Annotated in this window: 19 protein-coding genes; 3 read left to right on the top strand and 16 right to left on the bottom strand. The window is 44.3% G+C overall.

Features of this window, described 5'->3' with window-relative positions:
• Positions 1-336: 336 nt before the first annotated feature.
• The 14 genes from MNV_RS11585 to MNV_RS11520 form a co-directional block, all read right to left on the bottom strand.
• A complete protein-coding gene (locus MNV_RS11585; protein WP_096206121.1) occupies positions 337-525 on the bottom strand; it encodes a hypothetical protein in 189 nt (62 codons plus the stop codon).
• Between the two features lie 2 nt (positions 526-527).
• Complete coding sequence (locus MNV_RS11580; protein ID WP_096206120.1) at positions 528-1,571, bottom strand: DUF362 domain-containing protein; 1,044 nt, start codon at positions 1,569-1,571, stop codon at positions 528-530.
• 218 nt (positions 1,572-1,789) lie between these two features.
• Positions 1,790-3,835 carry a sodium-translocating pyrophosphatase gene (locus tag MNV_RS11575; RefSeq protein ID WP_096206119.1) on the bottom strand — a complete coding sequence of 682 codons (2,046 nt, stop codon included), beginning with the start codon at positions 3,833-3,835 and terminating at the stop codon, positions 1,790-1,792.
• A gap of 209 nt (positions 3,836-4,044) precedes the next feature.
• On the bottom strand, positions 4,045-4,392 hold the full coding sequence (locus MNV_RS11570) for a hypothetical protein (RefSeq protein WP_096206118.1): 348 nt from the start codon (positions 4,390-4,392) through the stop codon (positions 4,045-4,047).
• Positions 4,393-4,513: 121 nt separating this feature from the next.
• Positions 4,514-4,993, bottom strand: coding sequence for a hypothetical protein (locus tag MNV_RS11565; RefSeq protein WP_096206117.1), 480 nt, complete (start codon positions 4,991-4,993; stop codon positions 4,514-4,516).
• Positions 4,993-6,102, bottom strand: a complete 1,110-nt coding sequence (locus MNV_RS11560) for an AAA family ATPase (protein ID WP_096206116.1) — start codon at positions 6,100-6,102, stop codon at positions 4,993-4,995. The genes MNV_RS11565 and MNV_RS11560 overlap by 1 nt, the downstream gene beginning before the upstream one ends.
• Before the next feature lie 33 nt (positions 6,103-6,135).
• The gene (locus tag MNV_RS11555; RefSeq protein WP_096206115.1) at positions 6,136-7,167 is read right to left on the bottom strand and encodes a methionine synthase; all 1,032 of its coding nucleotides are present in this window, start codon (positions 7,165-7,167) and stop codon (positions 6,136-6,138) included.
• A gap of 135 nt (positions 7,168-7,302) precedes the next feature.
• Positions 7,303-7,578 (bottom strand): hypothetical protein, encoded by a 276-nt coding sequence (locus MNV_RS11550; RefSeq protein WP_096206114.1) that lies wholly within the window; start codon positions 7,576-7,578, stop codon positions 7,303-7,305.
• Between the two features lie 45 nt (positions 7,579-7,623).
• Positions 7,624-8,232 carry a hypothetical protein gene (locus MNV_RS11545; RefSeq protein ID WP_096206113.1) on the bottom strand — a complete coding sequence of 203 codons (609 nt, stop codon included), beginning with the start codon at positions 8,230-8,232 and terminating at the stop codon, positions 7,624-7,626.
• Positions 8,233-8,249: 17 nt separating this feature from the next.
• Complete coding sequence (locus tag MNV_RS11540; RefSeq protein ID WP_143311752.1) at positions 8,250-8,543, bottom strand: hypothetical protein; 294 nt, start codon at positions 8,541-8,543, stop codon at positions 8,250-8,252.
• Positions 8,544-8,696: 153 nt separating this feature from the next.
• The gene (locus tag MNV_RS11535; RefSeq protein WP_096206111.1) at positions 8,697-9,605 is read right to left on the bottom strand and encodes a hypothetical protein; all 909 of its coding nucleotides are present in this window, start codon (positions 9,603-9,605) and stop codon (positions 8,697-8,699) included.
• Positions 9,595-10,185: a helix-turn-helix transcriptional regulator gene (locus MNV_RS11530; protein ID WP_096206110.1), complete on the bottom strand. Its 591-nt coding sequence runs from the start codon at positions 10,183-10,185 to the stop codon at positions 9,595-9,597. Before MNV_RS11530 ends, MNV_RS11535 begins: the two co-directional genes overlap by 11 nt.
• An 86-nt stretch (positions 10,186-10,271) precedes the next feature.
• Positions 10,272-10,499 carry a helix-turn-helix domain-containing protein gene (locus MNV_RS11525; RefSeq protein WP_096206109.1) on the bottom strand — a complete coding sequence of 76 codons (228 nt, stop codon included), beginning with the start codon at positions 10,497-10,499 and terminating at the stop codon, positions 10,272-10,274.
• Positions 10,500-10,529: 30 nt separating this feature from the next.
• Positions 10,530-11,162, bottom strand: coding sequence for a DUF4367 domain-containing protein (locus MNV_RS11520; protein ID WP_179293955.1), 633 nt, complete (start codon positions 11,160-11,162; stop codon positions 10,530-10,532).
• Between the two features lie 190 nt (positions 11,163-11,352).
• On the opposite strand from MNV_RS11520, the gene MNV_RS11515 reads away from it, so the two are divergent.
• The 3 genes from MNV_RS11515 to MNV_RS11505 all read left to right on the top strand — a co-directional run bounded on the left by MNV_RS11515 (position 11,353) and on the right by MNV_RS11505 (position 14,189).
• Positions 11,353-11,799, top strand: coding sequence for a hypothetical protein (locus MNV_RS11515; RefSeq protein ID WP_096206107.1), 447 nt, complete (start codon positions 11,353-11,355; stop codon positions 11,797-11,799).
• A 52-nt stretch (positions 11,800-11,851) separates the two neighbouring features.
• Complete coding sequence (locus MNV_RS11510) at positions 11,852-12,361, top strand: hypothetical protein (protein WP_096206106.1); 510 nt, start codon at positions 11,852-11,854, stop codon at positions 12,359-12,361.
• Between the two features lie 97 nt (positions 12,362-12,458).
• Positions 12,459-14,189 (top strand): STT3 domain-containing protein, encoded by a 1,731-nt coding sequence (locus MNV_RS11505; protein ID WP_096206105.1) that lies wholly within the window; start codon positions 12,459-12,461, stop codon positions 14,187-14,189.
• An 11-nt stretch (positions 14,190-14,200) separates the two neighbouring features.
• Here MNV_RS11505 and MNV_RS11500 read toward each other — a convergent pair whose 3' ends face one another.
• Together MNV_RS11500 and MNV_RS11495 are read right to left on the bottom strand one after the other, a co-directional pair.
• Positions 14,201-15,379: a molybdopterin molybdotransferase MoeA gene (locus MNV_RS11500; protein ID WP_306453642.1), complete on the bottom strand. Its 1,179-nt coding sequence runs from the start codon at positions 15,377-15,379 to the stop codon at positions 14,201-14,203.
• The gene (locus MNV_RS11495; protein ID WP_096206103.1) at positions 15,379-15,651 is read right to left on the bottom strand and encodes a ubiquitin-like small modifier protein 1; all 273 of its coding nucleotides are present in this window, start codon (positions 15,649-15,651) and stop codon (positions 15,379-15,381) included. Before MNV_RS11495 ends, MNV_RS11500 begins: the two co-directional genes overlap by 1 nt.
• Between the last annotated feature and the right edge of the window lie 34 nt (positions 15,652-15,685).

Here is a 15,685-nt window from a genome sequence, read left to right as displayed (position 1 = left end):
AGTTATTTACGCACAGATCCTAAACACTATGATGACCGGCATCCTGTTGTTGACTGGATTTTAAGAGAGATGTTCGTCAGGTTCAAGGAAGAGAACATAGAGATTCCATTTAACCAGATGGATATCCATGTTAAAAGAGATTGAATATATGTTCTCCAGAAAATCGATAATCTCCGCAGCATGCGGCATAGTGCTTTCGACAGGGTTGATTGTTATTCTTGTTCTTATAACAATTCTCCTGCCATCTCTTTTTCCGCCACCTGTCCAGAACAGTGCCCCGCTATTGATTTTTATCTTCTCATTGCTGGTGGTAGCGCCCCTGATAGCACGGAGACTCTACCAGCTTAACGATATCAAAGGAATATTAGCCTGGACGTTCATAGGAATCGGGATGGAATTTATTGTTTTTCCCGTCCCCCTTCTTTTCCTTATTTTTAAATTCCCGTCTTCTGCCGGTCTTATCCTGGGCGGGGTAGTTATGATATCTTCAGTTGTTTTTGGAATTCCCGCGGGACTGATAAGCATAGCTATTGGAATATTTCATATTCCCGGCTGCCGCATCCTATTTTTTCAGCTGCTTCAATATGTACCCGCGGATCAACGCCCCACACTGTATTTATCGATCTGCCTTCCGGTTTCAGCCTTTCATTAATCAGGTCAATCGTAGCTGAATCAAGAGCTACAGGGTCGCACCCTGCCAGTATCCCGATATCTTCAACGAACCTCTCGCCTGAAAAATTAAAGCAATCGCAGCCAGGTGTCAGGTCGTATACCCAGTTGATATACCCGATCCTCCCTTTCAGCGCTTTTACCGGCCCGAATGCTGCTTCTCCCAGCCTTTTCTGCATTTTTTCCGAGGCGAGCGGGGGCGGAATAATGGCCTCCTGAGAACACGCATCGGCACAGGACAACTCGCCGCAGCATTTTACAGGATCGATGTCCGGCGGCGTTATTGCGCCCCACGGGCATATCTCCACGCATTCGCCGCACTGCACGCATTTTTCAGGGTCGATGGATGGTTTACCCACCTCGTGTACTTTTATTTTGCCTGCCCTGTCAAGACATCCCATGCCAAGGTGTTTCACAGCGCCGCCAAAACCTGATGCAGGATGTCCCTTGCCGTGGGAGACCACTATCATAGAATCCGCTTCAGCGATCGCCGATGCGACCGTAATACTGCCAAGAGCTTCCCCATTAAGTTCTATCTCTCTCCCGTCATTCCCTCTCATGCCGTCTGCAACAATGAACGGCGCGTTCATGCTGGCGTGAGTGAAACCGTTCATGGCTGCCCCTTTTACCATGTTGGCAGCGTTGAGTTTCATGCCCCTGTATAACGTGGTGGTATCGGTAACAAAAGGTATACCGCCAGCTTCTATTACAAGGTCAACCACGGTTCTTACAACTACGGGTCTTACGTGCGTCGTGTTCCCGTATTCCCCTGGATGGATCTTTACCGCTACTATATCTCCTTTTCTTACGGGTGAAATGTGAGGGAAAATCCTTTTTATCTGCTCAGGCTGGGCATCCTGAGGTCTTGTGATTTTTGCATCCTTGAATATTACTTTGCTCAAAGTATCACTCCGATTCTCATTTGGTCTTCCGGGCTTATACTATTATCTGTTTTTGAGATTTGCAGTATAGTCGGTCATAGCCCGTATACCCGAAGTTATTAGTATACATACGAACAATATGGCTTTGATTATGTTATCAAACATCAGACGAAGAAATAAAACTCTAAAACGTGAGGTCTCTCCAAAAGACCTTATAGAATTTAAAAAAAGAATACAGCCTACCCCAGCAGGCTGTACTTCAATATGAGCGCGGCAAACAATATCGCCACGATGTTCATCACTTTTATCAGCGGGTTGATTGCAGGACCCGCAGTGTCCTTGGTCGGGTCGCCAACGGTATCGCCCACGACCGCCGCTGCATGGGTCGGGTTCTTGCTGCCGTCGGGTAACCTCTTCCCGCCCAGGTTGCCAGCCTCGATATATTTCTTGGCATTATCCCATGCAGCGCCTCCTGTTGTCATCATGAGAGCAAGGAGAAGCCCTGAGATTATAACGCCTATGAGGAGACCGCCAAGTGCCACCGGGCCAAAGATGAATCCCACAAGAAGGGGAGAAAGCACAGCGAGAAGCCCGGGAATTATCATTTCTTTCTGGGCTGCCAGAGTAACGATATCCACGCATCGCCCGTAATCCGGTTTTGCCTTACCTTCCATGATGCCCGCTATTTCCCTGAACTGGCGCCTGATTTCTGTAACTATGGTTGTTGCAGCCCTTCCCACAGCTCCCATCAGGAAGCTTGCGAAAAGGAACGGTATCATGCCACCAATGAGCAATCCTACCAGTACGAGCGGGTCTGAGAGCTTGAGTTCCAGCACGCTCCCACGCAACTTGGTTATCTCGCTGCTGTAAGCCGCATACAGGGCAAGGGCGCCCAATGCTGCCGAGCCTATCGCGTAGCCTTTTGTAACCGCTTTTGTTGTGTTCCCGACCGCATCGAGCGGGTCTGTTACATCCCTTACTTCCTTGGATAGCTCAGCCATCTCGGCAATGCCGCCTGCATTGTCCGTTATCGGACCGTAGGAGTCTATTGATATTATGATGCCTGTGACGGACAGCATGGCTGCTGCCGCTATTGCGATTCCATATAAACCGAGTGTCCCGCCGCCCATAACAAAATATGAAATGAGTATGCCGGCGCAGATGACGATTACAGGCAAAGCTGTGCTCTGCAGACCTACGGCAAGCCCGGTAATAACATTTGTTCCCGGACCGGTTACCGAGGCGTTGGCAATCTCCTTGACCGGACCATGAGTGGTGGCCGTATAATATTCTGTTATAATTATCATGGCCGCTGTCACGCCGATCCCGACAAGCGCGCTTACGAACAGCCTGGTATCACCATTCATCATCTGCTGGGTAATTATGTAAAACAGTATCAATGAGATTATCCCTGCGACGATCGCTCCGTTGTACATTGCACCCATTATATTGCCTGATTTGCCGAGCCTTACGAAGAACACCCCGATTATGGATGCAAAGATCGCCGCTGCGCCAAGCATTAATGGGTATATGACCGCATTCTGATATGTTCCAATAACGGTAACCCCTATTAGCATAGCGCCAAGAGCGGTCACTGCATATGTCTCAAACAGGTCTGCCGCCATCCCGGCGCAATCGCCCACATTATCGCCCACGTTATCAGCAATAACCCCGGGGTTGCGCGGGTCGTCTTCAGGTATTCCGGCTTCAACTTTTCCAACAAGGTCAGTTCCAACATCCGCGGCTTTTGTATAAATGCCTCCTCCGATCCTTGCAAAAAGGCTGATAAGGGAGGCACCGAACCCAAATCCCACAATTTTGTCTACTGCTTCCGTTCTCCCGCCGAAGGCTATGTATAGCCCGCTAACGCCCAGGAGCGCAAGGCTTGCGACAGATATCCCTGTTACTGCGCCCCCTTTGAATGCAACGTCAAGCGCCTTCTTCATTCCATCTTTTGCTGCATTGGCGCAACGGACATTGCTTCTAACAGAGATGTTCATACCGAGATAACCGGCAGCAGCCGACATGACCGCTCCCAGAACGAACGCGACTGCGGTTTCAACGTTGATAGCAAGAGCGATTAAGATTGTCAGTATTACCGCAATTACTGCAACGGTCCTATACTGCCTGTTCAAATAAGCCATGGCACCTTCCTGTATGGCAGATGCGATTTCTTTCATCCTGTCGCTTCCGGCATCCAGTTTCAGTATATACAGAACAAGATAACCTGCAAATATTAAACCGATGATGCCAGCAAGCGGGGCTGAGTACAATAATAAGTCCATATGTTTCCTCCTGTAGTTGTCCCGCTCACTTGGTGGTAAATATATATATTATTTACCTTTGAAATTGAGTTAAACATACTCTAGAGGATTTAAGAAAGCCCTTTAAAGGCAAAATTAGCATGGATGATTGCAGAAGGTTTTTAATTCTTATAGTAGTGCCAATCACTCAATTTTATTTAGGTTCACATTTAAGACAAGAGTTTTTTGCCTTAGCTCTCTTTAGTCTTGTAGTTCACACCTTCAGCCTGCTTATTTATTAATTGGCGAACCCACCCTCCGATTCCTCCGCAGATAACCACTGGAACTACTACAATAAGTACCAGGTCAAGTATAGCTGATGTGGGATTAAAAATAATTGAACCTTTGGTTCTAATTATTATTCCTATTATCCCAGCCAAAAACCCCGCCTTTGCACCTTCTATTCCACTTCCTACAATAAATCCAGTAATAAAACCTCCTAGTAACATTAGAAGAAACGTTAGAGGAGGAGTTCCTGAGGATATAAAAATTATACCAAGAAGAACTCCTATCCAATATCGCCATATTTTGTCTATCATTTACACCTCAAAAAATATACTGCGAGTTTTGCACAAAAACTATTGCATATTTTGGTATATAAGCTTTCCATTAAATTATGATTTTTTATTGAAATATATAAAAATAAAACAGTACTATTCTTTACAGGTACGCCCTTCTTACCCTGTCCTTATGCTCGCTGTACTTTTTCCGGAAAGCAGGGTCATCCATCATCTTATTGACCTGGCTCTTAAGCTTCTGCTCAAGCTCTGCCTGCTTGCCTGAGAGATATTCCCTGCGCAGCAGGTCTGAAGAATCGGAGGAATAGGTCTGCATCCCTGCCATTATGATCGATTGCTGCTTTTTTACCGGCGTTATGCTCCCGAATGGCACAGGTGAGCCGGCTTTCATTATTTTCACAAGGTCGTCGTCAGAGCGCGATACCTTTGCGCCCACTGCCACAAATTCGCTGCCTGCGACTTCTTCCGATTTGATCTGCCACAGGTTATTATTGCCGGATATGAACGTGTCGTAATATGCCCCGTTCATGCCCTGGAGAACCCTCCATCCCGCCTTATCCTTGCTCTTATCGTACGACTTTTTCAGTTGTCCCATCAAAGTACTGATGCTTTGTATTGCCATTATACAAACATCCTTCCTGGTGGCTCGGATTTCTTGTCCCTGGCTTCCTCAAGTGCTTTCTCGATATGGGCGCATGTCACTTTACCGCCGCTGAGTATGGCTTTATGCAGCGCGTTCTTAAGCAGTTTCTCAACAAGGTCGCGCCCTGAAAAACCGGATGTCTGCCTTGCGATCGCCTCGAGGTTTACATCTTTTTCAAGTTTCACAGGGAACGTTCGCGCGTAAGATTTCAATAGCTTATACCGTTCCTCCACTGTCGGCAGGGTGAACTCGATCTCTTCCTCAAAGCGGCTGCGTACCGCGGCATCAAGGGCTGGCAGCATATTCGTCGCCGCAATGGTGCATATCCCTTCGCGCTCATCTATCCCGTCCATCTCTGTAAGGAGCGCATTGACTATTTCAGCCACATCGCCCCTTATCTCCTGGTAACTTCTGTTAAGGGCAATGGCATCGAACTCATCGATAAATATGATGCACGGCGAAAGCTCCTCTGCCTTCTCATATAACTGGTGTATCTGCCGCGCCCCGTCGCCCACGAATTCCCCGATGAGCTTTGTGGCTTTCACAGCCAGCAGCGGCACTTCGACCGCGTTCGCAAGCGCTTTTGCGGTCATGGTCTTTCCCGTGCCCGCAGGTCCGTGGAATAAGATGTTCTTTGGCGCCCATTTCCCGAATTTCACAGGGTCAGAAAGGAAGCGTTCGATAAGTTTGCACTTCTGTTTGGCCCTTTCCTGGCCGACAATGCTCTTAAATGAGACAGTGCTTTTTAACTCAGGGACAAAGAAATCAGAATCATAATCCTCGATAACGAATTTGGTGTTTTTCCCGATCTCCGAATTATCAGGCTCGACATCCACCACCTTGAATGCAAAATCAGGGAACATCCTGCGGTCGAACAGGTAATCGCCCTTTTTAACAATAAACCCGTTCCACTGTTCTCTTGCATAGAACTCGAAGACATCCAGTTCCGAAGGTTCGGGATATTCATGGAACAAACCTTTCAAGGGGTAGCCGGCAGGTTTTACTACTACCGTTTTTGCTCCTTTTTCCTTAGCCGCGGAACTGTATTTACTGCCCTTTTTAGTATTTACCCGCTGTTTTGCTCTCATTAAACCATTTAACGTCAATTAACTATTAAATCGTTACCCTGTTTTCCGTTTCTTTAAAAATTCTTTTATACCCATACCCGTGTTCTTCAGCAGGCTGGATGCAAGCTCCTGCGTTGGCCATGAACCGAGCCCGCAATCCGGACCTGCGTACTTTATCCTCTCGTCAAAGAGCCCGCAGGTTTTCTCAAGCCTTTTCTCTATGGTGTGCGGCGTTTCCATCCCGCTTACGATCTCTTCAAGCTTCGACGGTTCTTTCCAGACGTTCGTGCCGTACTTTTCATTGAGCGCAGCGGCCATGTTGAAGATATCGGTCCGCGCGACTCCGACCCTCAGGAATTTATCGTACTCATCAAGGTCTTTTTTATCAATGAGGTCAAGGTAAGACGGGTTTGCTGCAGATTCGACGCCGATTATGCCGATGGACGGCACCCTGCATATGAGCTTATAATGAAGCGGGGAATGGAGGTGAATCTCGGTATCTATTTTATGGGACGCTGCGGTCTTTGCGGCTTTTTCCAGCGCCTCTACCAGGTCGCTGTCGCTGAACATTATCTGCGGGTTTATCCCTATGCTCGGTTCATCTATCGAGACCGTGGTTATCCTGAACTGTTTTGCGCTGTCTATCGAATTGCCGATGAACCGGTCAATGCTGGCGGCGAACGCATTGAGCACATCCTTATATGAAGTCCCCCCGAACTGCTTCAGGTATAGTTCTACCGGTCCGGTGACACATATTCTTATATTCAGTATCCTGCCGGTTTTCTTATAGTACTCAGCTCCGACTTCTTCAAGCGCTTCAAGCTCCATTATCCTTGCTTTATCCCGGCGAACGAGCATGGGTTCTTCCGTCATGGAGCCGTCGTTTATTACTTCCAGGAACTGCTGGGTCATGTCCCGGAACTGGGGATATGTGGGTACATCCACGCCTGCTTCGATCTTCTGGCGCATCGCATCCCTGATGATGTTGAAAGACTTTGGATCGCTTTTTTTTACAGCCCCGGCTATCCAGCCTTTGTCCACATCTTTTGGAAGGGGATAGCTTCCGATATCGTCGAATAGTATCATGATGTTTTGATTGTCCTGTGCGGGCTTATACTTATTGAGATTTCAGGACTTTTATCTATGTGCTCCTGTTAAATGTCTTTAAAGCAGCGCCTGTTACAAGCAGCACAGCGCCGGGTAAAGAGAAACAGGAATATCTCACTCGTGCCTATCATTTTTATTTCTCTCCATCCTTATTATCTCTAAAAGTAATTCATTCTGTCTTGATATTTCCGCTAAGGTCTCTTTTGAGTACTCAAGCCTGTTCTTAAAATAATGCACTGCATGGACGCCAACATATAATACTCCTGCTGCTGCGACTGCATAAAATAGTTTGTTGACAAACAGGGTTATTATAAAAATTATAATTGTTATGGGTAGACCCATATCGATTGAAGATTTATCCAATTTTTCCTCTTTATTATAACTGCTCATTTACTCGCCTCGTCAGTTTAATTCTTTTCATGCATTGATTCCTTCTTACTTCTTAAATCTCCGCCACACTGCCAGAACTCCTAAAATCCCAAAAACGATCTCAGACCCAGGCGCCTCTGGGCTTGCCTGTGCTGCTGGAGTGGGAGCAGGCGTCGTAGTTCCCGTTTGACCAGATTCTTCAGTCACTTCAAGTATCTGAACATCACTTCCGGGTATAGACCAGTTGATTTCCAGAAGGACAGCATCTGCACTTGCACCAACAAATATACTACCTTCTTTAATTATTAAAAGAGGTACTTCGGAGCCGTCTGGATTCTTACCCCTGTAAGTGTAGGATTTACCTGTTTCAATTCTAGCATCTCCAAGCTGTTTGCCCTGATAGGAGAGTGAGATCAAAATGAACCCGGGTGATGTCTTTTTATCTACAGCCGCAACAGTGAGGTTCCAGCCGTCTTTTCCCCAGGTATCGCCAACAATCAGCATCTTTTTTTCAAAGCCCGATGTTTCAGGATTTATTGGAGGTGTAGCAGCCACAGGTGAAAGGAGTTTATCAATTACAACAATCACTTCATCTCTATCTGAAACTGGATGTTTCCCCAGTTCCATAAAAGCCACCTTGAATATGCCTTTTTCAATATCATCATCGTTAAGCATCAATAGAACCTTCTCACCTACACTGAAGTTGGCGGCGCCTGCAGTAAAAGCATTTGTACCTCGTTCTGTTCTAACGTTATTTCATTTCTTGGTAAAGGGTTCTTTAGCCATTCATTCCCACTTACAATTACATCTGTGTACTCGAAGCCTGCGTGCTGTTCCTTTACTGTGCCTATGACGATTCTGTCTGAGTGATTTACTTGATACGGTATTTCCAAAGCCTCGGGTGCCCAGCTTGTAGAGACAGCCGCATTTGAGAATAAAATAAGAGCAAATATCCAAAGCAGAGCATATACGGCGAGTTTATTCATAATTCCCTCTTGAGGTTTTTTTCTAAGACTACAAATATTTTCTATGACAATCATCTACACATCTAACTCATAAAAGATTTTCTTAAACTACAAATGGATTCGCAGTTATAGCAGTCTCTTTCAATATCCATGTCAACATTTGAATCCTCCATTTTACTTAGACGGTATCCTCACTTCTGAGCTTACCACCTGATCCCTCCACATCGCAGTTACAATCACCCTATATCTGTCTCCTACCTTGCCTTTTACCACAAGGGGGGACATTATATATTTTTCAGCCGATGGTTCGCTCTTTGAAAGCTCAATGACTACTACAGGTGCAAATGTTTCGGTTTCGACTCTGGTCATCATGCCTGTCACAGGGTCATAGGTGCTTTTGCGACTTGACCAAACCACGATGGATTCACTAGTAGAGGATGTTCTTATTGTTCTTGTAGCTGTTGAAACTGCAGTATTTGTCAATTCATTTATTACTGAGATGTTAACTACAACATTCCCTGCAGAACCGCTTTTTACTAAGAGTTGTAAAATACCATAAACGGTGTATATTTCATTAGTTCCATTAACGCCGTTATGGGTTTGAAGAACCACCGAAATTTTTGGAGGTAGGACATTGATTTCGATTGTCTTGGAATCCGCAAGCTTCCCGCGCTGATATATTTCGACTTCGACTTTTTGTGTACCCGGTACTTCGTATCCTAGACTAACAGTTATGCTATTGCTTCCTGGTTTTAATAGAACTTCTATCTGAGATGCGTCGGTGACGTTTGATGCATTTGATGGTATATAGCTTGAATTTTCATATGCCAAAATTACGAATCCTTTTAAACTTACCCCTTTTTCATCCACAAACGCGTTTTTCACGTTTATGGTTATATTAACGTCCGTAGGAGCATTGTTTTGTAGATTGATTTTAAGGTTACTCAAATCGTATATTCCGATTTCCTTAGGCGCTTCCAGGCTTACAATACTTACGTCTGATGGGGTAAAATACCAGAGTAATACTGCGGTAGATAGCAGTACTGTTGCTATTATTGCTCCTGTTATCATCTTATTTTTCATCCTTCTCACCTCGCAGTTTTTCAGCCAGAGCAACCTTATTTGTCAAACCATACTGCTTTTTAACCAGCAATCCTCTCTTTTCAAGGTCGGTAAGCATCCTTGAGACCTTTGCTTTCGAAAAATTCAGTGAAAGCACAAGTTCATTTTGAAGTATTTCACCGTCATGATCAGCGATTTCTTTAATCAATTTCTTCTCATCGCCTTCAAGTGCTGTTAAGACCGCATCGATTAACTGCGTCCCTTCTTTGACATGCTCTGCAATAGCAGCTATATTAGTACTAGCAACTGGGATTTCTGCTGATTTTTCTTTGATTATCATGCTATTAACCTCGCTTTTTCCTGCTGCAAGCAGGGTTGTGAAGATATACGAGAGCATCATGCCGCCAATTGTTGAGCCTATTACGAGAATATACGCATCGTTCTTAGTGTAGGTGTAAGGAAGTTCAAGAATTTTGAAAGAACTATCGCTTATCTGGATAATCGAGGGCTTTGTGGCGAGTAGCATGCTTGTGACAATAATGCCTACTACCACCAGCACAGCGCCTGCCAGTATCGTTGTTCCTGTTTTCCTTGAAATCATCTAAATCCACGACCTTAAGTCAAACTATTACATGATTGCTCTACTGTTTAAGTTTTCTTCTCCTCATACCCCAGCGCACTTATCATTTATAACCGCCTTCTGCGCTGTGCGGTATTTCTTAATTTGCTATCCTTCATGCATGCCACCATGCCTGCACAAAGCAGGATGTCAAGATGGTATAAAACTGTACCACGACTGATGTTAGTCTCATGTATTATTTTTTTGGGGATATGTTTCTGGATTTTCTTTATATACATGAAAATGGCTGCGCGTGATTCGTTTTCAAGTATATTCTTTTTAAAAAGCCATCTCATATTTAAACCTCGAAAAATCCAATGGCAGGGTCATTTGACAGACCTTGCCATCTTTATCATTTCTTCTTTGCTGAGCGAGCTGCCAGTAACATTATTGGAGTTATAGGTCAAGCTGCTGATAGTCAGACTGAGTTCTCCAATTTTCCAGTTAAGGTATTTTAAGCCATCTGGTTCCACCGAGAAGCGTCCCTTAATACCGTTTATATCTACTATTTCTCTGGCATCTTTAGGAATAGTAGTACTTTTAGGGGCAATCGTAGTGTCATTTATTGTGAGGAGTTCCTTCAGGTTCAGAGTTTCTTTTCCATTTGTATAGGGAAACACTGCCTGCTCTAGCTCTACAGAAACTCCTCTGAATCTTGTTCCTGAGACCTGCGGAATATTCAGCGTATATCCTTCAGGAACATACGACGGCTGGAGAATCTTAAATGAAACCTTTGCCTGCGCCTCTGCGATAGCTTCTTCAGGAGTTTTTTCCTGTGTAGGCACAGGTGTAGGCGTGGATGTTGCCTGTGCAGCTTTCTCTGTAAAATGTTTAGCTTCAGCACCAGCGAATGCATTAAATTTAGTCTTAGTATCACCAAAGCCCAGTGCAACCGCTGCAAGGAGGAGTATCGCCAGCACTGTTGCTATAGATACTCCGATTAGTATTGATTTCTTCATTTTATCACCTCTATTATGGCGCATACCTTTGCGCCCAAGTTTTGCTACGGGTGAAACAACAGATACTTTTTATGCAGGACAACAGGCGAAACGGTTGCATAAAACTGAAACCAGCGCCGCAGCAATTCGAATATGCCGATTAGTAATATCAATGGCAATCTATAAATAGTCAACATGTTTATATTGACATATGTTCCTGCCCGTAAACGACAAACAGTTCGAGTTCTGGAGGCTGCAGCGCAGCGGTCTTCCCAATATCAACATTGCGCGTTCGTTCAACATATCAAGACAGGCGGTATCCAGGGCGCTTCTTACAATGGATGAGCGCATAGAAAATACGCTGCTTGAGATGGCACGCGCGAACCAGATAGAGGTCGGGAAGGTAAATGCGGAGCGCGGCATCCTGTTCGGGCATTCTGTACCTCTCAACGTCAACGCAATTATATTCGTGTCTGCAAAGCACGGAATGCAGGTATGGTATGAGCATGAAGGGGACTGCGGCGCGTGTAATAGATATACGCAGTGCATTGAGTTGCTGTGGGACTTCGCGGATGAGATGAAGCTCAAAATTGAGAAAACTAACGACCCAACAAAGCTCGCGGATGAATTATTCGAAAAATTAAGGAGGCTGGCATGACAATAAATGTGATGGGAAAAATTAGAAAGATGATACAGGCAGGATAAGAGGTATGGGGCGGAAGCATCTTCTATTCTTAGCCATTGGTATCCTCTCATTTTACATAAGCGGCTTCCTGTTTGGGATTTTAAGCAAAACAGGTATTGGTATACACGGGCTTGACGCAGTATATTTTATGCTATTTACCTACGTCGTCCTGCTGGCAATCGGGTTGATTGTTTCCAAGGAACGCTCGTTTGGTTTTATTTTGAAAGCATTTGCTATCTCTTTTGCAGCAATGTTCCTGATATCTGTTGCTTTTTTCGCATGGGGCGCATATGAACACGCCAATGCCAGATGGATAGATGCTCACAGATTGCAAACAACACCTGATATATTCGTTATTATAACTAATGATGAATTAAATCAATATCCGGCACTCAAAGAGGCTGTAAAAAATCAAGGTGGCGTGAAAGTAAAGCCTGATGAATGGGAACGAACTGCTGATTTTCTAGATCGAAAGGGTTCAAGGGTAATCAAGGTCGATGAAATGTATTATGAGGTTGGATTTGTTTTGGCGTAACAGTGGATATTGGAGGAAATAATATATGATAAAAGGACATTGTAATTTATCAGTTGAAATAAATCTATAAGATTCGGGATATTAAAGGTGGGTTTTTATGGTATCGATTTTAAATTATTACAGTTCCCCTAAGCTTCGAGATACATTAATAGCATTAGCTCTATTTGCTTTTGCATTTTTTATTCGATTATATGGAGGAACATGGGATACGCATGTTGCCAACGCTGCATACATGTCAAGACAGGCGGAATATATTTACTCATATGGTCATCCAGCAGTTCCTGACCCGTTCAGTTCTGCTCCATTATATCAACCGGGCATGGCATACTTTCTGGCATTCGCTGGCAAATTATTTGATATTATTCCAATCGATTTTGGCATGTCAAGTATGACTCTTGCAGAAGGATTGATGCCCCCGTTCCTTGGTGCCGCAACAATTATAGTCATATTCCGGCTGGGCAGCAGATTATATGATTGGAAAGCCGGATTGTTAAGCGTGGTATTCTCTTCAGTTTCCTTTTTTTTACTGCTCAGGACACTGAAAGGGTATACCTTTCATAATGCACTTTCATTATTCCTGATTATATTAACAATAGCGCTTGTAGTTAGAGCGTTGGATGTTTTACAATATCCGTTGCCTGCAAAAAAGAAAGAAAAGATTATTTACCTATTCTGGATATTATTGCCCGCCATTTCTGTTGGACTTACCGGCTTTACATGGGGTGGCTATTTTGTCATTCATGCAATCCTTATTCTATATGGTCTGCTAATTACCCTGTACTATTTTGCAACTAAAAAAGCTTTATATCCGTTTTCATCTTTTTGGGCTTTTATTATAATTACGCTAATTTTAGGGACAATTCTCTCAAGTATACTGTATCCTGTAAGGAACCTAGAAGAAATCACAAGAGCAATACAGATGATGGGATATCCATCGAGACCGATCGTATATATGTTCACCGATGATCTTCAACCTCCCGGGTTTCCAGGGTTAGAGATGTTTTTCGGAAAATATCTGATATTGGGAGTTATAATTTTAATATTCGGGCTTTATAGTTTATATTTAAAAAATAATGCTTTTGGGCTACTTTTGATTTCAGCCGTTGGTATTTCAATGATCTTAGGACTGACCAGATTTCATTTTATGGATATCTTCTCAATATTCGGATATGTAAGTATTGGAATAGGGTTTATTGCGATAATTGACCTGGCTGCTAAATTAAGCCCAAGGAAAAAATTTGCAGTTCAGGCGTTATCTGTTGTTACAGCGATAATATTATTTGCATCGATTGCCGGACCATCCATTGATAATATAAAATTTTCCAGATTACCCGCTGGTAGCCCTGGAATAGGGAATGCTGATATGATGAAGGGATACAGTTATATCAGAAACAATACCGCACCTGATGCTTTGATAATTAATTGGTGGGATTATGGCAATGATATTGCGTATCGTGCACAGAGACGAACTGTTATTGACCAGATGTATATTGAAGATTCTGATGTGATCAATGTTTCAAAAATTATAATGGGAACTAATCACACTGAAGGTTTGCAAATAGCCAGGAATTATAAAAGTAAACATAATAATTCGCAAGTATATCTTTTGATTGGAAAATGGGATGGCTTAATAGCTTTTGTTATTGAATATGCTTCCGGGGAAGGTAAGGAAGTATTCTATAATTTTGACCTGTCTGGTCAAATTAAAGCAATGACACCGGCTGCATCTGAGACAAATTATTATAAGTTATGGACAAATCAAACAATGGAAGGATACGATATTGTTTATGCAAATGAAGAAATGAAACTTTTTCAATTAAATAAATGATATTTACGGTGTTACTCAATCAATATCACTTCCACCTTTTCCCCCGCGCTCAGCCCCTCAATATTCTCCGGTATAATCACAAACCCGTCAGCCTTTGAAACTGAACTCAGTATCCCCGCGCCCGATGTCGCAAGAGGGATTGCCTTGCCATTATCTAACTTAACGCGTGCAAATGTTTTGTATCCGGTTCTTGATGGTATCTTCTCAGATAACATCGCGCGAACAACCCTGTCAGGTTCATCAGGCAGATTCCCTAGTTTCCGCAGAGCCGGGCGCGCGAACCAGTACAGCGCCACAATACCAGCAACCGGATAGCCGGGCATGCACACCACAGGTTTCCCATTGATAATTCCGAGCGCCGTCGGCTTGCCCGGACTTATACCGACGCCGTGGACAAGGAGATTTCCCATAGAGCCGACCACTCCAGGCACATAATCCCTCCTTCCCACCGATGTTCCGCCGCTAATTATGAACATATCTGCATCGAGGTTCGATGTTATCGCCTGTTTTATCTTTTCAGGGTCATCGGTCACAATATCAAGAAGTCTTGGGATCCCGCCCCATTTCCTGGAGTACAGTGAAGCCATTAATCCGTTAGTTTCGTAAACTTCCCCGACTTTGAGTTCCCGCTTTCCACGCGGAACAAGTTCCTCGCCTGTAGGGATGATCGCTACTAGAGGCTTCCCCGCGACCTTTATGTTATTAATGCCAAGTGAGGCAAGAACTGCAATATCACACGGGCGGATCCGCTGCCCTTTCCTGAGTATCACATCGCCTTTCCGGACATCCTCCCCGATATCCCCAACGTTCTTTAACGGGTGTATCTGCGTGTATATTTCGATGTTCCCATCATAGGAAACCGTATCTTCCAGTATCACCACGGCATCGGCGCCCTGAGGTACAGGCGAACCTGTGTGTACCTTCACGCAGACGCCTTTTTCGATATGCTGCCCCTGTTTAAATATAACGGGGGAACTGCTGCCTGCGCCCATGGTATCAGAAGCCCTCACGGCAAAACCATCCATCGCAGCACGGCGGTAATGGGGAACATCGATACCAGCGGTTACATCTCTGGCTATGCTCCTGCCGTCGCAATCCGCAATCGGTAAAAGCTCATGCCCGGAAAGGGGTTTGACCGCTTCTAAAAACAGCTTCTTTGCCTCATCTGCATTTGTTCTTTTTTTAAACATCATCCACCCGATACAGGAGGGAATATGGCGATCTCATCGTCCGGGTTCAGCGCTGTTCCTAATCCGTTAAGCTCAGAGATATTCCTTCCGTTCAAAAAAACGTTCATATAAGGATGTATATTCTCACCTTTGAAGATCATATTTTTCAATCCCGGGAATATATTACAGAGCATTTCGAGGCATTCTTTTACAGTCCCTGCTTCAAGCTCAAGCTCCTTTGCTCCTGTATATTCCCGCAGATTTGCGAAAAGCCTGACCTTTATTTTTGGCATAACTTAAGGGTGGTTACCAATTCATAGGTTCTCC

The sequence above is a fragment of the Candidatus Methanoperedens nitratireducens genome (assembly GCF_900196725.1).
Classification (GTDB): domain Archaea; phylum Halobacteriota; class Methanosarcinia; order Methanosarcinales; family Methanoperedenaceae; genus Methanoperedens; species Methanoperedens nitroreducens_A.
This window is presented reverse-complemented; position numbering and strand designations above follow the sequence as displayed.